The following is a 25418-nucleotide window of genomic DNA, read 5'->3' on the forward strand; positions in this document are numbered from 1 at the left end:
TGACAAGAGGGGCGAAAAAGAACACGATAATTACCAAGAGTTATCTTTTTTAGAATAATGAAAAACACAACGTAAGGATATGACGATGAATATTTTAATCAGCGGTGGCTCAGGGTTTTTAGGAAGTGCGTTTAGTAAAGAGATCACGCAACGTTATCAGGGCATGCATAAAGATTTACAGATCACTTGGCTGACGCGTGACAGCAGTCAAGCGCATCCTGATAATATTGATCTGATGACTTACGATAAGCTTGCAACGTCCGACAAGACTTTCGATGTCATATTAAATTTGGCGGGCGCAGGTATTGCAGATAAACGCTGGAGTGATGACCGTAAAGAAGCGCTGCTTGCCAGTCGAATCAAACCTACTGAATCTTTACTTGCTTACATTGCCAGCACTGGGCACAAACCCAAATTATTGATCAGTGGTTCAGCGATTGGCTGGTATGGTACTCAAGGAGACAAACCTTTAACTGAAAGTAGTGGGTTTGAGACAGACTTTGCTCACAAACTGTGTGATGAGTGGGAAAAACTGGCAGTGAGAGCGACTACCTATGGGGTGCCAGTCGCTATTATTCGTACAGGTGTGGTTATACATCCCGACGGCGGTATGCTTGGTAAGCTTTTGGCCCCCTTTAAAATGGGTGTTGGCGGACAACTGGGGAATGGTAAACAAGTCATGAGCTGGATAAGCCGTGAAGATTGGGTAGGGGCGGCGATATTTATTATGGAGCAACATCTTGCCAACCAGACCAATAACCAACAAAGTGTATCGAATGATGACAATGCGCTAGAAATTGACAATAACACACCAGTGACGATCTATAACCTGACGGCCCCCAATCCAGTGACCAATCATACGTTTACCAAAACGCTGGGTTCTCACTTACATCGTCCTACCTTTTTCACTTTGCCAGAAGCTTTACTTAAACTGATGTTTGGGGAGATGTCGACACTGCTTATTGATGGACAAAAAGTATTGCCACAAGCGTTACTTGATGCAGGATATGAATTCAAGCAGCCAACCCTTCGTCAAGCATTGGAAGAACAAAAAGTATGATTTTTTGTTTCACGTGAAACTTTGTTTTAACATTATGATAAATTGTTTCATGTGAAACCTGATAGTGACTTCGTAAGCCTCTACTATTTCTATGTATCTTAGTAGAGGTTTTTCTGTTTGCTCCAAAATTGGCTTCTAACATTATCAAGGTTCATTTTAGCAAAGTGGCTTTAAAAGTAACCCTCAAGGATCGTCCATGCGCTATGTTTTTTTTATCACCATTTTTGCACTATTGCAGCTGTTTAGCCTTGGTACGGCTTTAAGCTTGCAGTGGTGGCTACAACCTTGGGAGATAGGAAACTTACCAACCATCGTGTGGATTGTTATATTTGTTATTACGAATGGCTTGTTACTGTTAAGTGTCAAAAGAGTTTTTGCCAATAGCTATCGCTGGATAAGCGGCTGGATGTTGGTCATGCATTTTGTGCTACTGACGGCTTTGCTGACGAGCATATTATACGGTGGATATTGGCTCATAGCCTCATTTATGGGAGATGGGATAAATGTATCTGCTGTAATCGATGAAGACTTACGAGCGTTGGCTTTAGCTATATTTTTAGGATTGTTTGCTTATGCGTTATACAGTGCTTACGTTCCTGTTGTACGTAAAGTGACAATCACTATAGATAAAGTGCTGCCCAAAACCTTGAGGGTTGCGGTAGCCAGTGATTTACACTTAGGAAAGCTGTTTGGTAGTGGGGCGATAGATAGGCTACAACATCTTCTTATGCAGAATAACGCCGATATACTGCTAATGCCTGGTGACATCATGGACGACAACACAGACGCGTTTGTTGACCATAAGATGGCCGTTAATTTAAAAATGCTCTGTGATAGCGTGCCATCTGGGGTTTATGCCACGCTAGGCAATCATGATTTGTATGGTCATGAGCAGCCAATCAGCGAGGCATTAAAAAATGCAGGAGTCAAGTTATTGAATGATGACGTCATGAGCATAGAGCACGAAGGCACCCCGATTTGGCTAGTTGGTCGTTTTGACAATCATAAACACCAACGCGTGGCGACGACTGCATTACTGGCGCACGTAGATACCGAACAACCGATTGTATTGCTTGATCATCGACCAAGCGATATTGAGGCGCACAGTCAGTTGCCAATTGATTTGCAAGTATCTGGCCATACTCATAATGGACAAATCTTTCCTGCCAACTTTATCGTCAGTGCCATTAATCGTTTGGGTTACGGGTATGAAGCCATTGGCAAAGGTCATTTCGTGGTGTCCTCTGGTTACGGCTTCTGGGGTATCCCTTTTCGCTTGGGTTCACGTTCTGAGATTTGGCTCATCAGCTTGGTTGGCAATAAAGACAATCAAAAAATTGATTGATGACTACGCGGCTAACTGAACGTTGGTACTCAAAAGATCGTGTACGAAGTGTACAAAGCCATCGATGATATCGTTTGTTTCTTGCCCCAAACCATGATGAATACTCATGAGATGAATAAAACCATGCGGTGCCCCAAGGACAGTATGTGTTTTAACGAGGATACCATAACGGTTTATTTGCTCGGCATAAGCAATGGCTTCGTCGCGCAACACATCCAATTCGGCAACGATGACATAAGTGGGGCATACTTTGCTGTTGTCACCAAGCATAGGAGAGTTGAGAACATGGATACGAGGCAATGCACTGTTCTTAAAACAAGCCTCACCAAATACTGCCACATCGGCATGATCCAATAATAAGCCATCACCATACAACTCCCAACTTGGATAATCAGTCTCAATATCGGTGACAGGGTATATAGGCATTTGTGCCAGTGGCTTGGGCAAACGCTCTAATAACTCAAACATCTTTTGCCCGTCGATACCTAAGTCTAGCCAAGCGTTTTGTAATGGCGCGGTCAGCTGCTGTGCCATTAAGGTAGCCAACCCACCACCCGCACTATCACCCGCTAAGACAATCCGTGATGGTAAAGCATTTAACGTATGGCAATTCTCAGCGAGCCAAGCATAGGCAGTAATACAATCTCTGAGCGCCGCTGGAGTAGGGTTCTCAGGTGCTAAGCGATAATCCACACTGACGATTGACCATCCAGTACGCTCACAAACGGTATGGCAAAACTCATGATGGGTGTCGATATCACCAATACAAAAACCGCCACCATGCAAAAATAACATGACGGTTTTATCAGGATTGGTAATATGACGTTTTTTTAGACCAATTCTACTAGAGCGCTTGCTCGCTTGATAGCAACGAATCGTCATATCGCCTTTGTCCGCATCCGCAATAATCTTATCTTCCCAGCGAACCAGCGTTTGCCCTTTTTTAGTGAAGGGCTTAATGTTGTTGCGCTTGATATTGCTTAGCATGGTATCGCTGGCTTGTTTCCATACTTTTGGCGCTTGCATAGCGACAGCATCGGTCGCAAATTTTTCACGCAATTCCTGCATCGGCATGAGATCGAGTGGGGTTTTAAGCTTGCGATTGACAGCGAGAATCAGACGAAGATGAGCATTGGCATGCGGATATTGCTCTGCTGTAGGCCCTCCCAGATAGCTCGTTAAACTTTCAAGTACGGGTGCAGGCAGATAGCCCAACCCTTTCATAGCATGATGCAATGTATGAGTCTGGCAACTGGTTAGTGGTTTGTATCTCAATATTTTTTCTTTAATAGTCAGAGGCTTTGCACAAATGCGACTGTTTTCTAGATCGCTCTCCATTTGAGCGGTCGTCGCAAGTTTTAGCGTGGTCAATGCCTTATTCAATAGACTGTTGACTGACGATTCTTTTGATTTGAACATAATACTTCTCATAAATGATGGTCAGTACCTGCTGTCTTATCACAGCGGTTACTTTAGTGTAAATCACACTATTTATCATAATGATAGAGGAAGCCATTTCAACACTGCGTGTTTTTTGGTAATAACTTAGGACTTAATAGTAAACGATTGGGAATAGCGGCTACCTCTATAAGTGGATTAGTCGTTTGTACTCACAGTTCTTAATGAGACAACATAAGGTTTAGCACCCATTTTGCGCCTTGTTTAAACGGTATTTGTTGCAAATGAGAAAAATTCCTTCGTTTTAGGCTTGAAATTTATGGCCATGACCTTTATCAAGCAGCTAGTAAAGCGCATTCATAAAAACAATGAGTAACAACCGTTAAGCATACAATAAAGGCGCAGAAGAGCTAGCGATTAGCCAATTGACTGTGCCTAATACCAATCGTCATTATTAACATTCTAAGGAGTCATCATGAGCGAGCAAAAGACCAACCACGAATCCCCAGAGCAAAATGTGGCGCATGATAATATTGAGCACAGTGATAGTATTTTAGAAGAGACCATGAAAGAGTTTGATCCAAGAAATAACTCAGATGAAGACCTGACTGTCCACAGTGAGATCGATCTAGAGACATTCAAAGCTCGCATTGCTGAATTAGAAGGCGAAGTGAAGCAGGCTAAAGAAGGCACTGCTCGCGCCAATGCAGAGGCTTATAATGCGCAAAAGCGTATGGAACAAGAAGCCGATAAAAGCAAAAAATTTGCGTTACAAAAATTCGCGAAAGAATTATTAGAAATCGTCGATAACTTAGAGCGTGCGATGGAAAATGCAGATGCCAACGATCCAGTGGCTGAAGGCGTTCAACTAACGCATAAAGCGCTTGTCGCCGTCCTCAACAAAAACGGTGTAGAAGCCGTTGATCCACAAGGCGAAAAATTCAACGCGGACTTGCATGAAGCGGTGGGTATTGATGCCGATGCCGAAGCAGACACCGTTGGGACTGTATTGCAAAAAGGCTACAGCTTGAATGGTCGTCTCTTGCGCCCAGCCATGGTACGTGTCGGACAATAAGATTTTGTGATAAACCCTACTTATATTAGGGTTTATCACAAAAAATCACAGGAAAGACCAATTTTGCTAGATTGTTGACTTGAAAAAAGCAACAGACAAACCGATATAAAGCAACAAGTGACCGATAGCGGTCAGCATTTAACACCATTTATATTTAAAACAATTAGGAGTAATTGACTATGGGTAAAGTAATTGGTATTGATTTAGGTACAACTAACTCATGTGTGGCAGTGATGGAAGGTGACAAAGTTAAAGTCATCGAAAACGCTGAAGGCACTCGCACCACCCCATCGATCGTCGCATATAAAAATGATGAAACTTTGGTTGGACAATCAGCCAAGCGTCAAGCGGTCACCAACCCAAACAACACATTGTTTGCGATTAAGCGTTTGATCGGTCGTCGTTTTGATGACAAAGTCGTGCAAAAAGACATCGGCATGGTGCCTTACAAAATCGCCAAAGCAGATAACGGTGATGCATGGGTAGAAATCAACGGCAAAAAATTAGCACCACCACAGGTTTCTGCTGAAATCTTGAAAAAAATGAAAAAAACAGCAGAAGATTATCTTGGTGAAACCGTAACTGAAGCGGTCGTAACAGTACCTGCTTATTTTAACGATTCACAGCGTCAAGCTACTAAAGATGCGGGTAAAATCGCCGGTCTTGATGTAAAACGTATCATCAACGAGCCAACTGCCGCAGCACTTGCTTACGGTATGGATAAAAAGCAAGGCGATAGCACCGTTGCTGTTTATGACTTGGGCGGTGGTACTTTTGATATCTCAATCATTGAAATCGCTGACGTAGATGGCGAGCAGCAGTTTGAAGTACTTGCAACCAATGGTGATACATTCCTTGGTGGTGAAGATTTTGACTCAGCATTGATTGATTATTTAGTTGATGAGTTCAAAAAAGACCAAGACGTCAACCTAAAAGGCGATTCTTTGGCAATGCAGCGTCTAAAAGAAGCCGCAGAAAAAGCAAAAATTGAGCTATCAAGCGCGCAAAGCACGGAAGTAAACTTACCTTACATTACTGCTGACAGCAGTGGTCCTAAGCACTTGGTGGTAACAATCAGCCGCTCAAAACTAGAAAGTTTGACTGAAGCATTGGTACAGCGCACCATGGGCCCTTGTAAAATTGCCCTTGAAGATGCTGGTCTAAAAATCGGCGATATCGATGACGTCATCTTAGTTGGTGGTCAAACTCGTATGCCGCTTGTACAACAAAACGTACAAGAGTTCTTCGGTCAAGAGCCACGTAAAGACGTGAACCCTGATGAAGCAGTAGCAGCTGGTGCAGCAATTCAAGGCGCGGTACTGTCTGGTGACAAAACTGACGTATTGCTACTTGATGTGACGCCATTGACGCTTGGTATCGAAACAATGGGCGGTGTAATGACACCAATCATTGAGAAAAACACCATGATTCCGACTAAGAAATCACAGGTATTCTCAACAGCAGAAGACAACCAGCCAGCGGTAACGATTCAGGTGTATCAAGGTGAGCGTAAAATCGCTAACCAAAACAAACAGCTTGGTCGTTTTGATTTGACGGACATTCCACCAGCACCACGTGGTCTACCGCAGATCGAAGTTACTTTTGACATCAACGCTGATGGCATCATGAACATCTCAGCGAAAGACAAAGGTACTGGTAAAGCGCAAAGCATCCAGATCAAAGCAGACTCTGGTTTGTCAGATGAAGAAGTCGAACAAATGGTTCGTGACGCTGAGGCCAACGCAGCTGAAGATGAAAAATTTGCGAATCTTGCGCAAGTGCGTAACGAAACAGATGGTCGTATCCATGCGGTACGAAAAGCGTTGAAAGAAGCAGGCGACAAAGTAACTGACGAAGAAAAATCAACCGTCGATACTGCGATCACTGAACTTGAAACAGCCGCTAAAGAGGATGATCATGATGACATCAAAGCCAAGCTTGAAGCATTAGACAATGCTTTCTTGCCAATCAGCCAGAAGATTTATGCGGATAGCGGCGCGGGCGCAGAAGGTATGGATCCAAGCCAGTTCCAACAAGGTGCGGATAATGCAGCAGAAAGCAACCAAGCTGATGATGACGTCGTTGATGCTGAGTTCACTGAAGTAAATGACGATAAGAAATAATATTTCTTAAAGCCAAATAATATCAATATAAAAAACGCACCTTTCGAGGTGCGTTTTTTTATGGCTGATAGGCATTGATTATCAATGCCTCATAGGTCAGATAGACGCAAGGCTGCCCGTGGTCATCTTGCCCCGAAAACTTCTGCCAGTATTCACGCTCAAACTGCTGCAAACGTACTTTCGTCCATGTAAAAGGCGTTGCTTCTGATTCTTCTCCTGCGCTCAGTAATTGCGTTTGATTGGTTGATACACCAGTCACTTTCATATGCTTGAGCACCTCATAGGGCTTGGTAAATGGTATATCAAAGCGCTGCGTCGATAGCTGAATCTGATCGAATCCATGGTCATGCAATGCGGCTTGCCACGCTGTGATATTTGGATAATGCAATCCTTGACCAGTAAGGGATTTAATCTGCAAAAAATTATTGGCGGTAAAGGTACTTAATAATAGCTGGCCGCCTGCTTTTAGCCGCATAGAAGATTGTGCTATAAAACGCAGAGGATCATCAAACCACTGTATGGCATTGGCACTAATAATTAAGCTATGGTTTGCATCCAAATCCATGGTTTCAGCATCACCAATACGCAGCTGAGCTGTGGGCAATATGGATTGCAAATGGGCAGTTTGCTTTGCGCACAGCTCGTTAATGATCCAGCGTTTACTTTGTAACGATGTTGCTAATAACTGAGTCATTTGTCCTGTACCTGCGCCTACCTCAAGCACACTGTCTTGAGACCGATGCGCGATACGAGCCAGTAGGTTTTGGCAAATATGTTGTTGAATATGAGCATGCTGATCATAGGTATTGGCTTGGGCAAAATGACGAGCGATGGTCTGCTTGCGAGCGCTCAAATCAGACCAAGGAGTAGGGTTTTCCATCATGTTCATTCAATCCGAAATGGTGTAAATGGTTATGTGAGCCATATCAATGATAGGGTTTATATCAATTATAAATGTTCAATCAAACGCGCACAGTCTGCCGTGGTTATTTTGGCATTCATCACCAAGCGAATGCGCGCGGTATTGGCAGGAACGGTAGGCGGTCTGATGGGCAGGGCATAAAATCCAGCTGCCTGTAACTGCGCTGCTTTAGTGATGGTTTTGGCATTATCGCCCAAGATATAAGGCACAATAGGGGATTGATAAGACACGTCTTGCGGCGCTGATGAGGCTCGATGTGAGGAGCTAATGGCTTGGCCAAGCTGGACAGATATCTGAGCCAGATGTTGTCTGCTTGCTTGCAGTTCTGGCATTTTTGCCAAAATAAAACGGGTCCATGCATGATTTATCGGTGGTAACGCTGTACTAAAGATAAGCGGGCGCATGTGATTGACCAACCATGACTTCACAGTGTCATCGCATAAGATATAAGCGCCAATCGAAGCGAACGCTTTACCAAATGTACCTACCACATAGTCAATATCAGCAAGCGTTTGCGTTTCTTCTGCGAGCCCGCATCCTTGCTTGCCCAGCAAACCGACTGCGTGCGCTTCATCTACATAAAGCTCAATGCGAGCATCTTGGGCTTTTAACCGTACTAAGGCTGGCAAATCTGCGCGGTCACCATCCATACTAAAAATGCTTTCGGTGATAATAATAATACGCTCTACGGTATCTTCAGCTTGTGCCAGTAACATTGCCAAATGCTCATAGTCATTGTGACGATAGCGCCGATAGGTACACGCTTTGTTTTGGCTCAAGCGAATACCATCGATGATACTGGCGTGCACCAGCTTATCTGCCAGAATGAGTGTTTTGACAGGCAGTGCTGTTAAGGCAGGCAAAATACCAATATTGGCGTGATAACCACTGTTTATAACCAACGCTGCCTTTTTTCTGGCGCTGTCTTTTTCACCTGCTGCCACTTCATACCATTGCTCCAGCTCTTCTTCTAATAGTTGTAGCTGCGCATCATTCCCTGTCAAAAGACGTGACGAAGTAGCGCTCATTTTGGGAAAATCAGTAGCAGGCAGCTGTTGTAAGTATTCAAAAAACTCATGCTGTAGTGCGGTGTCACCGCCCAGCCCCAAATAGTCGTTACTGGCAATATTAAGGAGCGTTTTACTATTACTAATGACATGACGTCCTTTATGTTCAAGGTTGGGTAACTGACGATACTGCTGCTGTTCTTTTAACTGAGCAAGTTCAGCTTTCAATCGGTCATGTATAGGAGCCAGCATAATGAAGTGTCCTTTGATATTTTCTGAGCTAAGAGCAATAGATGATATAGCGAGTAGGAAGTATTGCACAAAATCAAGAGATGTAACAGAAAGTTTCATATCTCAGTCTTTGTAACCCACACACTGATAAATACTTTCAAATCTTAACTCTCATACCATCAAACACTGACAGATTGTTTGAAATAGTTTGTTACTATGTACTCATCGTTAGCAAACAAGGCGATGCGGTTAAAAGACCAATATAAATAGATAACTTGTTTGTCAAAACTTTTCTAAGGAGCTAATAATGAAAACTCTACAAAAAACACTACTTGCAGTAGCAGCCGGTTCTTTACTAAGCATGGGTGCTCAAGCAGCTGTCTCTTATGGCAATGGCTACACTGGTCAACCATACGTTGGTGCAAAAGTAGGTCAGTTCGATCTAGACGTTGATGGCGCTGATGATCCGACTGCTTATGGTATTTATGGTGGTTACAACTTCGATCCTAACTTCGGTATTGAAGCTGAGTATGTTGGTTCAGACGACGCTGACTACAGAGGCGGCGATATCGATGCTAAAACATACGGCGCCTACGGTACTTATCGTTATGCTTTCCCAAATACAGGCCTATATGCCAAAGGTAAGCTAGGTGTTGCTAGAACTGAAGTAGAATCTAACTATAACGTTGGTCCAGTCAACGTATCACAGTCAGATAAAGATACCAATCTTGCTGGTGGTGTAGGTCTTGGTTATTCAGTGAATCCTGATTTCAGTGTTGAAGCTGAGTATGATATGCTAGGTAGTGACGCAGACCTAATGACGGTTGGCGCTCAACTAAAATTCTAAACTCTTAGTTAATAAGTCATAAAGCAAAAAAACGATCACTTCAAGTGGTCGTTTTTTTTATGTTAATTCCCTTTTTATGAATAAATTTTTCGTAGTGCGCGTAGCGTATATTAATGATTGTTAAGAAATTATAAAGTCCAAAAGTGTGTTACATTAAAAACTGGAATGGCAACGATAGGGAAGGTGGCAGTTATGGAAACTCTATGGATGATTGAACCGTGGCATTGGCTGGTACTGGGTTTTATATTGCTGATTGTTGAGATGTTTGTGCCAACGTTTGCAAGCCTTTGGTTTGGGGCCGCTGCTATTATTGTGGCGGCGCTGACTTGGTTACTTCCTATTTCTATTTCTGTTCAAATCATGGTTTGGTTGGTACTGTCTGCTGTCTTTTTGGTGGTTTGGTTCAAGTTTGTGAAGCCGTTGTCAGTAGATCGCACCAAAGCCGGATTGGGTGGCAGTGTCATCGTTGGCGAAACAGGTATGATTGTCGTACAACCTCTACCTGATAGAGCAGGTGTCGTACGTTTTAGCGTACCGATTGTCGGCGCGGCGGAATGGATGTGCCGTACCACAGGAGAGACGATAGCAGTCGGTGAGCGGGTCGTGGTCACGGATATTGTGGGTAACGAGCTGGTTGTGAGTAGTATGAAATCGCAAGCTGTCATCAATAAAAACATGCACGTACAATAATAGGGGTGAGATATGGAAAGCTTTAGTATTGTCATGATCGTACTGGTTGCGCTGGTTGTGTTCACTATTTTTAAAGGGGTTCGAATCGTACCGCAAGGGTATAAATGGGTGGTACAGCGCTTGGGCAAATATAGCCAAACACTAGAACCAGGGCTAAACCTGATTATTCCTTTTGTTGATGATGTGGCGTATAAAGTCACGACCAAAGACATCGTGTTAGATATCCCATCACAAGAAGTGATCACTCGAGACAACGTTGTGATTATCGCCAATGCGGTTGCCTATATTAATATTGTCCGTCCTGATAAAGCGGTCTATGGTATTGAAGATTATGAGTATGGTATTCGCAATTTGGTACAAACCTCATTACGTTCAATCATCGGTGAGATGGATCTAGATAATGCCTTGTCTAGCCGAGATGAAATCAAGGCCAAGCTCAAACATGCCATCTCAGAAGACATCTCTGATTGGGGTATTACCCTAAAAACCGTAGAAATTCAGGACATCAACCCTTCTGATACTATGCAAACGGCGATGGAAGAGCAGGCAGCAGCAGAGCGCCAACGCCGTGCGATAGTGACTCGTGCCGATGGTCAAAAGCAAGCTGCTATCTTAGAAGCGGACGGCCGTCTAGAAGCCTCGCGCCGTGATGCAGAAGCGCAAGTAGTGCTTGCCAAAGGGTCTGAAGAGTCGATTCGACTCATTACCAATGCGATGGGTGAGGAAGAGATGCCAATTGTTTATCTATTGGGTGAGCAGTATATTAAAGCGATCCGCGAGTTGGCAGAATCTGACAATGCAAAAATGGTGGTGTTACCGGCAGATATTTTGAGTACGGTAAAAGGTATGGTTGGCGATAAGTTAAAAGTGTAAACCTAACAAAGCAATGCTAAAAAAAGACCTCACTTGAGGTCTTTTTTGTGGCTGACATAGTCAATCCAAAGTAAAAGTAGTACGTGAGATCGTAACAATCTACTGGTATAAATTCTTCTCGCTAGCTGTTCGCAAGCGTGACAGATGCTTCGAAAATTTATCCCAGTAGATCTGTGCCATTTTAAAATGGATTGGCTATAGTAGCTTAAAGTGTCATTTTTCTAAATCACTTTCGAAAAACGGTTTTTGTGTTTTTTATCAAGATATTCATCAAATACCATGGCGACGTTGCGACCAAGTAGGCGACCTTTGGGTAGGACACGAATACCTGCGGCATCCATATCAATGAGGCGATCTGACTGCATTTCACCCAATTGCTGAATCTCATTAATAAAATAGGTAATCGCATCGATACCGAACTTTTGATTCACATCTTTGAAGTCGATATAGTCGTGACACAGCAAATTCATAATGACGTATTCACGCAAGCGATCTTTAATTGAGGTTTTGATGTATTTGACCGCAGGCATGACCATAGGGTTGTTTTTTGCGGCATCAATATTGGCCTGATAAGCCTGCAAATCTGTCTCATTTTGCAGGATGTAGCGAGTATTGGCATTGGCAATCTGGCTGATAGAGGACACGCCAAAACCGAGTAAGTCACAGTCGCCCATGATGGTATAACCTTGGAAGTTACGATGTAACTTGCCTTCGCGCTGAGCCACTGACAGCTCATCATCAGGCTTGGCGAAATGATCGATCCCAATGTATTGATAACCAGCTTCTGTCAGGGTATTGATGGTGTTGCCAAGCATCGTAAGTTTGGCCGCTGGGTCTGGCAAATCTGTGTCTTTAATTTGGCGCTGGGCTTTAAAGCGCTCAGGCAAATGCGCGTAATTAAACACGGACAGACGATCGGGTGACATCTCAATGATGCGGCGCACTGTACTGTCTAGCGTTTCTGGTGTTTGATGCGGCAGACCATAAATGAGATCGATATTGATGGAGTGAAAACCCAATTCGCGTGCCTCATTTAAAACATTTTCAATTAATTCCGCAGAATGTACCCGATTGACCGCAATTTGAACCGCCTCCTCTAAATCTTGTACCCCCAAGCTGATCCGATTAAAACCAAGATTGCGTAGTACCTTTAGCGTGTCATCACTCAGCTCACGCGGGTCAATCTCAATGGAGTAATCACCTTCCTCTTCAGGCAAAAATTCAAACTGGGTCTGTAAAAATGTCCAAAGTTGAGTTATTTCTTCATCCCGTAAAAACGTGGGTGTACCGCCGCCCAAATGCAGCTGCTTTACCAAAGGCTTGCGGCCATCCTCAGACGTGGATAATAAACGACGCTTATGTTTGATTTCAGCGATCAAATACTGCAAGTAATCCCCTGAATCGCTATTTTTTTTGGTGATGATTTTATTGCAGGCGCAGTAGTAGCAAAGATGACGACAAAACGGAATATGAAAATATAAGGACAAGGGCGCACGCGTTTCGCGATTTTGAAGTATTTTGGTCTCAAGTCCATCGGGAATAGGGGTGAACTCTAGAGCGGTTGGATAAGACGTGTAGCGTGGCCCTGAACGGTTGTATTTATTGATAATCGTTTCATCGAAGGGGGGCAGTTGCTTAGTCGTGATACTGCCGCGTGTACTGGCATAAGGGCTTTCTATTTGTACAACTGGGCGCGTGGTCGACGGTTGCTCTTCCGCACGATTGTAAGGTTGCGGGTCATTTCGTTCTGAGTGGTCTGTCATGCGGTATTCCTTGTTTTGACTCTAGGATGGTGACTTATATAGTCAGTGAAAAGTAATATCGATACATCATGCATGGCTGATATCAATTTTCTTGCTTGCTGCGTGTGCGCAGATAGAGGCTGCAAAAATTGATATGAGCCGTACCGTAGCGCTTTTATTGTTCTTTAACTATATATCATCAATGGCTACATACAGAGCAACCATTATAGCAAATCCTTATTTGCAGTGGGGTGGTCAGCGTGTGTCCTTCTTTATTAAAGATATTGTTTTCCTTGATTCAAAAAACCCCAGCGTGGAGCTGAGGTTTTTGTCTTTCGTTTGAATTTTTGCAACTGCTATTCTCTTAATTGAATTGGGTTACCAACAGCTTTATTGTTGATTTCAGCCTTACTAAAGGGCAGGCGAATCCAGTCTTTGGCTGAGTAGCGCTTTGTTTGATCACGATGATAAGGTCGCGTGCTATCTGCTGATTGTGAGTAAGCCAATAGCGCTTCTACAACAGGGCCTTGACTATCAAAGGTCACGGTCTGCATATAGGTTGGCCCTGTATTGATAGGTTTGTAAGTACCATCATCGTTGAGACCTGGACCTTGAGCCACGTTGAACACGCCCTCACGTCCAAGTCCGCCATGCATCGCAATCTTTGTATCATTGTTGCCTGCATCAATGACGTATTGCAAATCTGCTAAAGACGCATCAAGGGCGATGTTTTTGGTGCTGAAGAAAGCAATCGCATCGCCGAGCGCCTTACGTGTATTGTCATCAATAATAAGACCACGCGGCGTATTCACAGGGTCATTAACGTCGAATTTTACGCTAAAGGCATTGTCAGTGGTTTCATCGAATTTGACCTTGCGCCAAAACTCTCTGAACACATGAGCGCCTTTACTATCGAGATTGTTACGGCGATCCCAGTTGCTAAGGACAGAACACCCTTGAGTGGCGTCAATCGTACCACCGCTGGTCAATGGCAACGCTGGGTTGGCTCGGCAGTCTGCCAACACATCATCCAGTACCAACTCGGCGACATAGCTGCGGTTGCCATAGACGACGTCTTGCAAGTTATCTAGGTTAAAGGTGTTGCTACCAAGGTTGTCTTTATTGCTTAAGCGGTCAGCTATCTGAGTTAATCCCATGCGAGTACGCATCAATAAAGGTACCCCATTGACAGGATTTGGCCCTAAGAAAGGTACTAGATGACGACGCAACAGAGGTGAGAAGCCAGTCAATGGCTGCTTAGGATTGCTTAGCCAGTAGCTGTCATTTGAGTTGGCTACATAGTCATCACGAATTAAGAAAGGCAAGTTTGAGCGGCCAAAAATACCTGCTTGCGGCGAGTCGGCGTCATTGCCCCATTCACAGTCAGCGGTACTACCATTGAGCGCTGGCAAGTCTGAAGCAATCAATGCGCCAAGGAATGGACCCGCATTGGCGCTACAAGCCTCTAGCTGTTGCTTGGTGACGTGCGGTACGGTTGAGATATCTGCATACAAGGCTTTGCCGTAGCGGTCAGTCGCAATGGTATTGACAAACCCAAGGCCAAGCGTGTCCTGCATTCTATCGACCAAATCTTCTACACTTTTTGCTTGGTTCATACTGCGCCATTGATTGAGTGCACGTGGGTTTTCAGATGCGGCATCACGGATGGTGAAGGCTAAGTTATTGGCGCCCCATGTGGGCAGTTGGCTATTAAGTAAATTAGCGGCAAGCATCGGCCCATACTGCGACAGATAGATAGGACGAACCAACGTCTGATTGTCTGGCAGTTGGATGGTGACAGGCACTTGTTCAATATCGCGCTGCTCAAAGACACCTCCACTGTTTTTATAATTGTACTTCATCGGATCCCCATTGACCAAACTAAGCTGGTAAAGTGTAAACCGCTTGGCGGTAGAGACAGTATGGCTCCATGCAACGTCTTTATTAAAGCCAATATTGGGGAAGGGTTGCCCTTGTTGTGCAACACCCATGACATCAAGCTCGCCTGGCATGGTTAAATGAAACTCATAAAAACGCTGCACGCCCTCCCATGGTTCATGAGGGTTGCCATACAGCACACCGCTATCAGTGCCAGTGACTTCGCTACCAAACGCATAAGCGTTGCTACCGCCATTCATCACATTAATCGTAGACATGTCGAACTCAACGTCTGGCTCTGGGCCAACGGTACGCATTCGACTGCTACTCATGACGGTATCTTGATTGGGAGGCGCTGCTGCGACGATTGGACCGACAAAGTTAGATAAGCCACCGCGTAGGTTGGCTTTGCCATAGAGTGCTAGTAAGTCATCAATGGTGATTTCACGTACCCAGTCAGCCCCTGCGCAATCAGGATCAATATTATCAACCCCTTTGTCACGTAGGTATCGGCTATAGCCAGCTGCATAACCTGTGACGGCGTCGACTACTTGTTTGTCTTGTGCGGCCAAGAAGGTCGCACGTCTTTCGGGAGAGTTATACCAAGTATAAAAAACATCGCTTGCCACGTTGCCTTGATCGCCCAAATACAACATGCTTTGACCTTTGGCGACGACGATTTCACGTGCGAGCGAACAGATATTGTCTTCGGCAAAGGCATAACCTACGCCATAGCCCAGTCCTTTGTAATCACTGGCCGTAATATGAGGTATACCAAATTCAGTCCGCTGTATATCTGCTGAGTAAGTTTGTTGAGGAGGAGTCGAGTTGTTATCGTCGTCATCTCCAAAACAACCAGACAGTCCTATTGAGACCGCCACGGTAATAAACGCGAGTCTAGGCACGCGCCGATTAAGCACTTGAATGCTCATAAGCTTATCCATCCATGGTTAAGTAGGGTTGTATAAAGCCGTAGAAAACAGCCATCATTGAGCTTTATATGATCAATAAAATCCTTTTATTGCCCATTTATCATATAACAATTTTTGATGTCTACGCCAGTAAATAAATCGGACCTTAAGACACGACATTTGCGCACTAATCTATAATACTTTATCATCAGCCTCTACCTACATTAGGAAGCCATCATGTCGTTTGCTCAAGTTTATACCCGTTCAGTCGTTGGTTTGCATGCACCCAAAGTCATCATTGAGGTACATTTATCACAAGGCTTGCCAGCCCTCACCATCGTTGGCCTGCCTGAAGCGGCGGTACGAGAAAGTAAAGATCGCGTGCGTTCTGCGATTCTTAATTCTGGTTTTCAGTTTCCCAATCGGCGTCTAACGATCAATCTGGCACCCGCTGACTTGCCTAAAGATGGTGCTCGTTTGGATTTGCCCATTGCGATAGGCATATTGGCGGCAAGCGGACAGTTAGCACCAGACGTGCTATCAGGGTTTGAGTTTATTGGTGAGTTGGCACTCAATGGCGAGTTGAGACAAGTGACGGGTAGCCTGGCAGTAGCAAGAGCAATCAAGGCTGAAGGGTTGGCAATTAAGATGTCGCAAGTAGTCGAGGATAAAGGCGAATCGTACAGCCCAACACTACCGGCATTGCAAGCGACGCCACACCTCATTGTACCGAGCCACAATGGTGCTGAAGCCAGTCGAGTTGACGGCATAACGATACTCGCCGCACCCAGCTTAAAAGACGTTTGTGACCATTTACAGTCTTTATCAGGTGTTATAGATTCTGATAGGCAATTGCAGGTAGTGCAGCCAAGTCCTGCGCCACAGCAAGTTGGCTATCAAGTGGATTTAGCTGATGTAAAAGGACAGCATCATGCGAGGCGCGCGCTGGAGATTGCGGCAGCAGGTGGGCATTCATTGCTATTCACAGGGCCGCCCGGTTCGGGCAAAACATTAATGGCTTCGCGACTACCGACCATCTTGCCAGATTTGAGTCCTGAGGATGCGTTAGAAGTTGCCAGCACGTATTCGGTTGCCGATAGCAATTACGATTATGGCACCAGACCCTTTAGACAAGTGCATCACACCATATCAGCAGTGGCATTGGTTGGCGGTGGCTCACGGCCCAAACCTGGTGAGATTACACTCGCCAATAAAGGCGTTTTGTTCCTTGATGAGTTGCCAGAGTTTGATCGTACGGTGCTAGAAGTATTGCGCCAACCGTTAGAAGCCAAACAAATCACCATTAGCCGTGCCAATTCTCAAATGACTTTTCCTGCTAATTTTCAATTGGTGGCGGCGATGAATCCATGCCCGTGTGGTTACGATGGCGATACCTCAGGGCGTTGTCGCTGTCGACCTGAGCAGATCAGACGTTATCAAGACAAGTTATCAGGTCCGCTACTGGATCGCATTGATTTGCATATCACGGTACCTGCGCTACCAATTGCAGATTTGCAAAATGCTCAAGCAGGAGAAACTTCCGAGCAAGTGCGCTCTCGGGTCGCGACCGCTTATAAGTATCAATTGAAGCGACAGCAGAAAGTGAATAACGAGCTTAGCCCTAGTGAGATTGATCAATACATCCAGTTAGGTGACAGCGAACAGCAATTATTACGAATCGCGCAGCAGCGCTTAAATCTGTCCGCGCGCGGCTATCATCGTGTCCTACGAGTGGCAAGGACGATTGCCGATCTTGCGGCGAGTGTCGATATCACCAGCGCGCATGTATCTGAAGCACTCAGCTATCGTGGTAAATAATAACCACCGTTTGAGAGTTAGTATCTATAGTGTGACTTTTGATAAATTAAGCGTTATTTTGCATAATCCAATCAACCAAATCGGCAAAATGATCAAACGCTGCGGTCGGGTTTAAATCGCGGATATCTTGCCCGTAGTTATAACCATAAGACAGACCAAGCGTGTCCATATTGGCGTTTTGACCCGCCAATATGTCGTTTCTAGAATCACCAATCATGAGTGCTTGGTCAGGAGTAATACCCAGCTGAGTACAGACGTACAATAGAGGCGCTGGATCTGGTTTTTTGGTAGGCAGACTATCACCGCCCATCACTTCACTAAACAGGTCTTGCCAGCCAAAGGTCTGCAGTATTTTTGGGACAAAACGAATGGGCTTATTGGTTACCAAAGCAAGCGTGTAACCAGCGTCATGCAGTTTTTTTAGGCCGCTATCGACATCAGGATAGGCGATGGTTTTGCTACCACCAATATTAGTATACGCCTCAAAAAACAGTTGCTCGGCATGATCGGCTTCCTCGACCGTTAGATCGCCTTCTGCCACGTCTACCTTGCCAACCAAAGCGCGTTCAACGAGTAGACGCGAGCCGTTCCCTATCCAATTGCGTATCGTGTCGATAGGGTAGGTATCTTTGCCAAGTGTGGTCAACATCGCGTTGGTCGCATCGGCCAAATCGGGTACACTATCGATCAAGGTGCCATCAAAGTCAAAAATCAAAAGTTTTTTATTGTCTATTGTCATTATTGGTTGTCCAAGGATAAGGATTTTTAAATAAAATGGTGATTGCTCATTAGCGTAACACAATAAATTGTTCAATCGTTGCCACATCTGTTTATAGCTGACTATTATCAAATTTTTTAATTTTCGAAGTGTTGTAGATTATTTAATAATAGGTTCCATGTTTATTCGCTATCTTTATAAAGGTTTTTCATTTGAGTGATTGGTGTTGACGTCCTTTTAAGCCATTCAACCTTATATCTCGCGTTTTTGTTTCTCTCACAAGCGCAACCACTGTCCATCACAGTCACAATCTCACAAAAATGAGGATTTCAGTCATGAGTACATTGGTGTTTGTTGCCGTGATTGGCGCAGCTGTGTTGCACGCTGCTTGGAACGCTTTAGTCAAAAGTGGCTCTGATAAACAAGTGAGTATGGGCGCCGTTGTTCTGGGTCATATGCCCATTGCATTGTTGGTTCTATTCTTTTTCCCAATGCCAGCTTTCGAAAGTATGCCATATCTAGCAGCGGGTATCTTGCTTCATTTCGGCTATCAGTTGTTTCTGCTAAAGTCTTATGAAACTGGGGATTTAACCCAAGTCTATCCAATTGCCCGTGGGTCAGCGCCGTTGATTGTCGCCCTATTTTCTGTGACTATGTTAGGTGTCCAGCTCGATCCAATACAGATACTGGCTATTCTCATTATAGGTGGCGGTATTATCAGTCTGGCTTTGGTCAGACAAGCAGATGGACAAAAAAACAATCAGGCCGCACTACTTGCATTAACAACAGGCTTGTTCATTGCCAGTTATTCTTTGATTGATGGTTTAGGCGCTCGCATCTCAGGCACGTCGTTAGGATTTTTTAGCTGTCTGGCGATTGGTAATGGCTTTCTGATGGGCATTTACTTATCGCTCAGCGCACAAATGGCTCTAAAAAACATAGCAACAAAAGGCCGCAGTGTATTCCTATTCGGCGGTAGCGCGTCTTTTATCGCTTATGCCATTGTCACATGGGCATTTACGAAAGCGCCCATTGCACTGGTTACAGCTTTACGAGAAACCAGCATCGTTTTTGCTTTATTAATCGGTGTTTTCTTCCTTAAAGAGCGGATTAACTTGGTAAAAGTACTTTCAACCTTCACCACCTTAGTAGGTGCTGTGTTGCTACGTTTTGCCAAATAGGAAATAGGCGTTTACTCAACATCTTTATAGCGCTCGCGATGGGCTTTTTTCATTTTTAAATAATCTTTGTTCTCACGGCATTCGTCCCATTTCGCTTTAAAAATACGTGCTGATTCTGCCTTGATTGGGTCTTCGACTTGCCTAGGCAGCTCATCACGCCCATGCGCACCGCTTTGACCTTTTTTATCATCAGGTACAGGGCCTTTGTATTTTTTGCCGCCCTTATGATTGGCATAACGACGCGCACGGGTATAACCCATTTGAATAAATTTACGCGCCATGTCCGCACCGACAAAATCATCCGCTGCCAGATAATCTAAAAACATCTGATAGATCGTCTCACTGCTCTCGCGGGCAATGTCAGGCGTGGCAAAGCGCCAGTGTGGCAGTATTTCAGACTTATAAGGCTCAACCAATAAGACGCCTTGCTCACCGCGCCCGACTCGATACAGCTCAGGCTGCTCGCGCAAGTCTAAGTTTTTGTAATCCAAATCGTAATCAAACTCTCTCATAATGGTATCTGCTAAGGGAATCGATATTTAGTATACTGAGACAAGCGGTTGAAAAAATAGGCCAAAAATGTTGTGCAGCTGTGACAGTTTGAGCGTGATTTGCAGACGAGTTGTTATAAAATACGGCAAGCGTGCCAGCGTAATCAATAATCAGGACTCCATCTATCATGAATAAAATACTGACCCTTTGCTCATCTTTTATGAGGTCGTCAAAAATTGGCACCACCATGTCGGCAATGCTCACAGTAGGCGCTCTAGCGACGCCAGTTGCTCATGGTGCGTGGTTTGAGAGTTTAGTGCCGCAAGGTGAGACTTACACAGTCAGAGAGATTGACCGTGATTTGGCATTTGTCATTGATGGATTTATCTATGATGCCCGTAGCTCTTGTTTCCTAGCTGTGGGTGATCGAGTTGTGTTTTTTGAAGGGCGTCACGGCATTGATTACCGCGCAACGATTTATGATTTGGACTCACGCGAGCGCTGCGAGCTATTGTTGCGAAGACGCTTGTCGTAAGCAGTACTGCTTAAAATTTTTTAGGCATAAAAAAAAGCCCCAAACATCGCTGTTCGGGGCTTTTCAGAATCTAGTAACGAATGGTGGCTCGAGGCAGGATCGAACTGCCGACACACGGATTTTCAATCCGTTGCTCTACCTACTGAGCTATCGAGCCGTCTTCGTTGAGGACGCTATTAAACTAAATATACGTGCCACTGTCAAGCTATTTCTGCATTATATGTGATAAAAGATCATAAATAATTTGATTTGGTCAAAATCAGTGGTTTTTGTGCCTCATTTAGCCTTTGACCCGCAATAATTCGTACTCGCTCATAATGCGATGAATATCGGCATCAGCAGGGACAAATTCACGGACGCCTTTTTTGACCTCGGCATCATAGACCAGCTTGATAAATTTTGCATCGATGGCGCGGTCGCGGTTTTGCGGATGGACTGTTAGGTATTGCAAACGTTTGGCATCGGTTTGTCCATCATCAAAGCAGGCAACAGCGGCGATCGGTTTGTCATTGAACATACCGACGTAGAGATATTGCCCGCGTTTAAAACCTTGTTCAACGAGACTTAAGACTTCTGCGCCACTAGGCTGCGCATTATCACTGTCATATAAGGCGTGCAGACGCTCTGATAGCTCATTCTTGCGCGCAGGCTTTTTAATCAGGGGCGTATCCAAGCTATTGATGGCAATCGCTTCTAAAGGCATAGGAGTTCCTATAAACAGACCGTTTTTATAAGCCAATACAGCGCGGCATGATAGAGTCGGTGATGATTGATTAAGTTTCGGTTATGATTGATTAAACTTAAGTCACTATTTTAGCAGAATGACACAAATTTGTGCATGGTTTACGGCTTGGTCGTGGCGGTAAATGTTAGGGTTTGCTATGATGAGGCTAAATAATATGTCGTACGTACAAACCCTAATATATTGATATTATTTGTATATATCACTTTTTGCTGGTGCTGATCGAAGCACTAGCGGCGAGGTAATATACAGTAATGGGCGATATTTTGTCCTATTTATAATTGACCGCTTTTCACTGATAAAAAACGGATAGAGAATAGCCATGACAGCCAATGCAACTGAGCAAAACCAAGCAACAAACCTAAATTTATATGGTCGCCCTGAGCGCATCGCAACAGTGGAACGCAATACTGCCGAAACGCAAATCACTTGTACTGTAAACCTTGATGGTACAGGCAAAGGCGTCGTCGATACGGGCGTGCCATTTTTGGATCATATGATCGATCAGATCAAGCGTCACGGTCTGTTTGATTTGGACATCAAATGTACAGGCGATACCTTTATCGATGACCATCATAGCGTCGAAGACACGGGTATCACGCTTGGACAAGCCTTTAATAAAGCACTTGGTGATAAAAAAGGCATTCGCCGTTATGGGCATTTTTATGCGCCACTAGATGAGTCGCTTACTCGTGCCGTTGTGGATCTTTCAGGACGTCCGGGTCTGCATATGGACATTCCGTTTACGCGCTCGCACGTCGGCCGTTTCGATGTTGATTTGTTTAGCGAGTTCTTTTATGGCTTCGTCAACCACTCATGGATGACGGTGCATTTGGACAATCTCAAAGGCAAAAACAGCCATCATCAAATCGAATCAACTTTTAAAGCGTTTGCACGTGCGCTACGTATGGCTTGTGAGTACGATGAGCGCGCGCTCAATACCCTGCCATCGACTAAAGAGGCGTTTTAATGACCAAAGTAGCATTATTAGATTATGGCATGGGTAACCTGCACTCTGTGAGCAAGGCGCTATCCAATGTCGGTGCTGACGTCGCTATCACAAACGACCCAAAAGTGGCCGCTGCTGCCGATAAGATAGTCTTCCCAGGTGTCGGTGCCATGCGCGACTGTATCGCTGGCATGTGTGATGCAGGCATTGATGACGTCGTAAGGCAGGCGATATTCAACAAGCCTGTGATGGCCATCTGCGTCGGTATGCAGGCGTTATTTGAGCAATCTACTGAAAACGGCGGCACCGCTTGTCTTGATATTTTAAAAGGCCAAGTAAAAGCGTTCGATCCGACGTGGACAGATGAGCAAGGCGCAACCATCAAAGTGCCGCACATGGGTTGGAATACCATCAGCGGTATGGATTTTGACCATCCGCTTTGGCAGGGTATCAAAGACAAGGCGCATTTTTACTTTGTACACAGCTATTATTGTGAGCCTGCTGACAGTACGCAAGTGGCGGCGGTTTGCAATTATGGTCAACCGTTTTGTGCCAGTATCATCCAAGATAACTTGTTTGCGACTCAGTTTCATCCAGAAAAAAGCCATACCGATGGCTTGCAGTTATTAAAGAATTTTGTAGAGTGGAATGTATAAATAGACAATCAACGCGAGTTGACGATTTAATTTAGCAAAAGGTAGATTATCACTTGTATAATCTACCTTTTTTACTGTCTACTACTGTCATTCTTCAAAATTCATTTTTAGTGATGATCAACATACTATAAAAACGCTACGGTACTGCTGATATCAGTTTTTTGTAGCCTCTGTCTGCGTAGGCACAGCCAGCAAGAAAATTAATATCAGCAGAGTGTGATGTATCGATATTATGTTTCACTGACTATATTATTGTTTAGTGATACGCTCAATTACTTTCTGCTCGCTTATATTTGGAATATCTCAGTGGATTTTACCGATTTTAAACTCAATGTTGTTGAAACAACTGGCCTTGCCAAAGACGCTTTACATATCTATGTTGGCGTCGGTATTTATCTGCTTTGTCTGATGGTGCTACGTCCTATCATCAAAAGCCAAGGTATTCGATCATTTATAGCTTTAATTATCGTGACTGGCATTGCGCTTTTGGGCGAGTATTTGGACAATCGAGAAACGATTGAATCGCTAGGTTTGGCAGGCTTAAGCCGCGAACAGCTGATTGCAAGTATCCGTGATTTAATCAATACGTGTCTGCTGACCTATGTACTTTTTGCGCTGAATAAGTGGACGACTGTCTTTCGACCAACCAATAAACCCACTGCATTGACCAGACGCCATAAAAAAACGGACTATTAATCAGTCCGTTTTTTACTTTTTGAGTTGCAGGTATGGTTACTTGCTTTTAGCGTCATCATACAGCTCGCGAACCACGTCACCAATCACTTTAATACCATCTGTTAGCGTCTGCTCATCCGCCGCGATACTCATGCGAATACACTCGTGTGCATGCTGATAATCGCTGACATCGACACCGGGGAAGAAATACTCACTTGGCACAATCAAGGTGCCTTTTTCTTTTAGCCGCTCGTATAGCTCAAGCGTGCTAATCGGTAAGTCTTTAAACCATAGCCAAAAGAATATTGCGCCTTCAGGCTTATGAATCATGAGCGGATAATCGTCCAATGCGTCTTTTAATAGCTTCACCGCGAGTTTTGCCTGCTTTTGATAAAATGGTTTAATCTCATTATCAGACAACTGCTTGATACGATCGTTTACGACCAATGGCGTGGCAATCGCGGCACCAAAGCGTGTCGGTGCTAGGTTCACCACGGCATTCATCGCGCTGACCGCTTCGATCACTTTCGCATCGGCCACGATAATACCCGTACGCATACCGGGCAGACCGATTTTGGACAAGCTAAAGCAAAGGATCGTGTTGTTATCCCATGTCAGGTGCGCATCAGAGTAAATGATATTGGGGAAAGGCATGCCATAAGCGTTATCGATAATCAGCGGAATATCATAACGCTTGGCAATCTCGGCCAGATGCGCCATTTCGTCATCGGTCAGCACGTTCCCCGTCGGATTGGTCGGACGTGAGCAGCAAATCGCCCCGATACGACCTTCTTTTAGCGCGGGCAAGTTCTCTAACGCCTCAAAATCCACACGATATTTAAAGAAACCTTCTTCGCCATCATGCGTCACTTCATCGATATGTGGTAATACCGCCGCAAAATGCTGACCTTCCACATGCACATCACTATAGCCGATATACTCAGGGGTTAATGGCAATAAAATAGACTTATCGATAGATTGGTTCTGCTCGTCTGTGAACGCACCGCCAAACAAATTAAACAAATAGAAAAACGCGTTTTGCGAGCCATTGGTCAGGGCGATGTTTTCTGCCGTTAGATTCCAATCATAATGACGATTAAAGAAATCTACCAAGGCATTGATAAAGCCTGCATCCCCTTGCGGATTAGAATAATTCGCCATGCTGATAATGGCACTGCTATTGGCTTCGCCTGTATCATTATCAACGCCCAGTGCTTTATACGTCTCCAAAAACAACTCATTAACGGCCTCAATTTTGGCAGGATTACCGCCACCCAGCATGTTGACCGGCTGATCGCTTTTTAGTGCATCGCCAAGATCATCCATCAATTGCGAGATGCCAGTAGACTGGGTAAATTTCTGACCGAACTTTGAGAACTTCATAAGGTTACCGTGAATGTTTAAGAGATTATGTGAGTGATAAAGTGGGCTAGTATAGCAAATGGTTTGGATGAGGTGAGCACGTAGTAGTATTGATATTGGTTTATATGTTTATACGTCAAGTAAATGAGAAACGCCCACTAAATGAATAGAGGGCGTTTTGGAATTTG

At 44.5% G+C, this 25418-nt stretch carries 22 protein-coding genes and 1 tRNA gene; 13 read left to right on the forward strand and 10 right to left on the reverse strand.

Features of this window, described 5'->3' with window-relative positions; all coding sequences use genetic code 11:
• Positions 1 to 85 precede the first annotated feature (85 nt).
• Positions 86 to 1060 (forward strand): DUF1731 domain-containing protein, encoded by a 975-nt coding sequence (locus CIK80_RS07465; RefSeq protein WP_095569440.1) that lies wholly within the window; start codon positions 86 to 88, stop codon positions 1058 to 1060.
• A 196-nt stretch (positions 1061 to 1256) separates the two neighbouring features.
• Positions 1257 to 2405 carry a metallophosphoesterase gene (locus tag CIK80_RS07470; protein ID WP_095569441.1) on the forward strand — a complete coding sequence of 383 codons (1149 nt, stop codon included), beginning with the start codon at positions 1257 to 1259 and terminating at the stop codon, positions 2403 to 2405.
• A 3-nt stretch (positions 2406 to 2408) separates the two neighbouring features.
• Here the strand turns inward: CIK80_RS07470 and CIK80_RS07475 are convergent, their stop codons facing one another.
• Positions 2409 to 3824 carry an alpha/beta hydrolase gene (locus tag CIK80_RS07475; RefSeq protein ID WP_095569442.1) on the reverse strand — a complete coding sequence of 472 codons (1416 nt, stop codon included), beginning with the start codon at positions 3822 to 3824 and terminating at the stop codon, positions 2409 to 2411.
• A 454-nt stretch (positions 3825 to 4278) separates the two neighbouring features.
• On the opposite strand from CIK80_RS07475, the gene grpE reads away from it, so the two are divergent.
• Positions 4279 to 4878 carry a nucleotide exchange factor GrpE gene (gene grpE, locus CIK80_RS07480; protein WP_095569443.1) on the forward strand — a complete coding sequence of 200 codons (600 nt, stop codon included), beginning with the start codon at positions 4279 to 4281 and terminating at the stop codon, positions 4876 to 4878.
• A 179-nt stretch (positions 4879 to 5057) separates the two neighbouring features.
• Positions 5058 to 7001, forward strand: a complete 1944-nt coding sequence (gene dnaK / locus CIK80_RS07485) for a molecular chaperone DnaK (protein ID WP_095569444.1) — start codon at positions 5058 to 5060, stop codon at positions 6999 to 7001.
• A 58-nt stretch (positions 7002 to 7059) separates the two neighbouring features.
• On the opposite strand, the gene CIK80_RS07490 is transcribed toward dnaK, so the two are convergent.
• Both CIK80_RS07490 and CIK80_RS07495 read right to left on the reverse strand, forming a co-directional pair.
• Positions 7060 to 7884 carry a methyltransferase domain-containing protein gene (locus CIK80_RS07490; RefSeq protein WP_257011702.1) on the reverse strand — a complete coding sequence of 275 codons (825 nt, stop codon included), beginning with the start codon at positions 7882 to 7884 and terminating at the stop codon, positions 7060 to 7062.
• Positions 7885 to 7949: 65 nt separating this feature from the next.
• Entirely contained in the window at positions 7950 to 9182 is a 1233-nt protein-coding gene (locus CIK80_RS07495) for an 8-amino-7-oxononanoate synthase (RefSeq protein WP_095569446.1), read from the reverse strand.
• Between the two features lie 286 nt (positions 9183 to 9468).
• Between CIK80_RS07495 and CIK80_RS07500 the strand changes: the two genes are divergently transcribed.
• From CIK80_RS07500 to CIK80_RS07510, 3 genes are all read left to right on the forward strand, one after another.
• Positions 9469 to 10008 carry a porin family protein gene (locus CIK80_RS07500; protein ID WP_095569447.1) on the forward strand — a complete coding sequence of 180 codons (540 nt, stop codon included), beginning with the start codon at positions 9469 to 9471 and terminating at the stop codon, positions 10006 to 10008.
• A 192-nt stretch (positions 10009 to 10200) separates the two neighbouring features.
• Positions 10201 to 10698, forward strand: coding sequence for an NfeD family protein (locus tag CIK80_RS07505; RefSeq protein WP_218830309.1), 498 nt, complete (start codon positions 10201 to 10203; stop codon positions 10696 to 10698).
• A gap of 12 nt (positions 10699 to 10710) precedes the next feature.
• Positions 10711 to 11571: an SPFH domain-containing protein gene (locus tag CIK80_RS07510; RefSeq protein ID WP_087041727.1), complete on the forward strand. Its 861-nt coding sequence runs from the start codon at positions 10711 to 10713 to the stop codon at positions 11569 to 11571.
• A 221-nt stretch (positions 11572 to 11792) separates the two neighbouring features.
• Here the strand turns inward: CIK80_RS07510 and hemN are convergent, their stop codons facing one another.
• Positions 11793 to 13334 carry an oxygen-independent coproporphyrinogen III oxidase gene (gene hemN / locus CIK80_RS07515; protein WP_095569448.1) on the reverse strand — a complete coding sequence of 514 codons (1542 nt, stop codon included), beginning with the start codon at positions 13332 to 13334 and terminating at the stop codon, positions 11793 to 11795.
• Positions 13335 to 13669: 335 nt separating this feature from the next.
• On the reverse strand, positions 13670 to 16123 hold the full coding sequence (locus CIK80_RS07520) for a penicillin acylase family protein (protein WP_095569449.1): 2454 nt from the start codon (positions 16121 to 16123) through the stop codon (positions 13670 to 13672).
• A 216-nt stretch (positions 16124 to 16339) separates the two neighbouring features.
• On the opposite strand from CIK80_RS07520, the gene CIK80_RS07525 reads away from it, so the two are divergent.
• The gene (locus CIK80_RS07525) at positions 16340 to 17920 is read left to right on the forward strand and encodes a YifB family Mg chelatase-like AAA ATPase (RefSeq protein ID WP_095569450.1); all 1581 of its coding nucleotides are present in this window, start codon (positions 16340 to 16342) and stop codon (positions 17918 to 17920) included.
• A gap of 46 nt (positions 17921 to 17966) precedes the next feature.
• On the opposite strand, the gene CIK80_RS07530 is transcribed toward CIK80_RS07525, so the two are convergent.
• The gene (locus CIK80_RS07530) at positions 17967 to 18659 is read right to left on the reverse strand and encodes a phosphoglycolate phosphatase (RefSeq protein ID WP_095569451.1); all 693 of its coding nucleotides are present in this window, start codon (positions 18657 to 18659) and stop codon (positions 17967 to 17969) included.
• 314 nt (positions 18660 to 18973) lie between these two features.
• Here CIK80_RS07530 and CIK80_RS07535 point away from each other — a divergent pair, with 314 nt between their 5' ends.
• Positions 18974 to 19819, forward strand: a complete 846-nt coding sequence (locus CIK80_RS07535; protein ID WP_095569452.1) for a DMT family transporter — start codon at positions 18974 to 18976, stop codon at positions 19817 to 19819.
• A gap of 11 nt (positions 19820 to 19830) precedes the next feature.
• On the opposite strand, the gene CIK80_RS07540 is transcribed toward CIK80_RS07535, so the two are convergent.
• Complete coding sequence (locus CIK80_RS07540) at positions 19831 to 20331, reverse strand: DUF4385 domain-containing protein (protein WP_095569453.1); 501 nt, start codon at positions 20329 to 20331, stop codon at positions 19831 to 19833.
• A 167-nt stretch (positions 20332 to 20498) separates the two neighbouring features.
• Here CIK80_RS07540 and CIK80_RS07550 point away from each other — a divergent pair, with 167 nt between their 5' ends.
• Entirely contained in the window at positions 20499 to 20846 is a 348-nt protein-coding gene (locus CIK80_RS07550; RefSeq protein ID WP_143516789.1) for a hypothetical protein, read from the forward strand.
• 81 nt (positions 20847 to 20927) lie between these two features.
• Here the strand turns inward: CIK80_RS07550 and CIK80_RS07555 are convergent.
• Together CIK80_RS07555 and CIK80_RS07560 are read right to left on the reverse strand one after the other, a co-directional pair.
• A tRNA-Phe gene (locus CIK80_RS07555) sits at positions 20928 to 21003 on the reverse strand.
• Between the two features lie 123 nt (positions 21004 to 21126).
• Complete coding sequence (locus tag CIK80_RS07560) at positions 21127 to 21549, reverse strand: hypothetical protein (RefSeq protein WP_095569456.1); 423 nt, start codon at positions 21547 to 21549, stop codon at positions 21127 to 21129.
• A gap of 361 nt (positions 21550 to 21910) precedes the next feature.
• On the opposite strand from CIK80_RS07560, the gene hisB reads away from it, so the two are divergent.
• From hisB to CIK80_RS07575, 3 genes are all read left to right on the forward strand, one after another.
• Positions 21911 to 22558 carry an imidazoleglycerol-phosphate dehydratase HisB gene (gene hisB, locus CIK80_RS07565; RefSeq protein ID WP_062845739.1) on the forward strand — a complete coding sequence of 216 codons (648 nt, stop codon included), beginning with the start codon at positions 21911 to 21913 and terminating at the stop codon, positions 22556 to 22558.
• Complete coding sequence (gene hisH, locus CIK80_RS07570) at positions 22558 to 23193, forward strand: imidazole glycerol phosphate synthase subunit HisH (RefSeq protein ID WP_095569457.1); 636 nt, start codon at positions 22558 to 22560, stop codon at positions 23191 to 23193. The genes hisB and hisH overlap by 1 nt, the downstream gene beginning before the upstream one ends.
• Positions 23194 to 23499: 306 nt before the next feature.
• Positions 23500 to 23889 carry a hypothetical protein gene (locus tag CIK80_RS07575; protein WP_095569565.1) on the forward strand — a complete coding sequence of 130 codons (390 nt, stop codon included), beginning with the start codon at positions 23500 to 23502 and terminating at the stop codon, positions 23887 to 23889.
• A gap of 36 nt (positions 23890 to 23925) precedes the next feature.
• Here the strand turns inward: CIK80_RS07575 and CIK80_RS07580 are convergent, their stop codons facing one another.
• Entirely contained in the window at positions 23926 to 25251 is a 1326-nt protein-coding gene (locus tag CIK80_RS07580) for a valine--pyruvate transaminase (RefSeq protein ID WP_095569458.1), read from the reverse strand.
• Positions 25252 to 25418: the final 167 nt, after the last annotated feature.

Origin of the sequence: Psychrobacter sp. JB193 (genome assembly GCF_002285555.1) — a bacterium.
In the GTDB taxonomy this organism is placed as follows: domain Bacteria; phylum Pseudomonadota; class Gammaproteobacteria; order Pseudomonadales; family Moraxellaceae; genus Psychrobacter; species Psychrobacter alimentarius.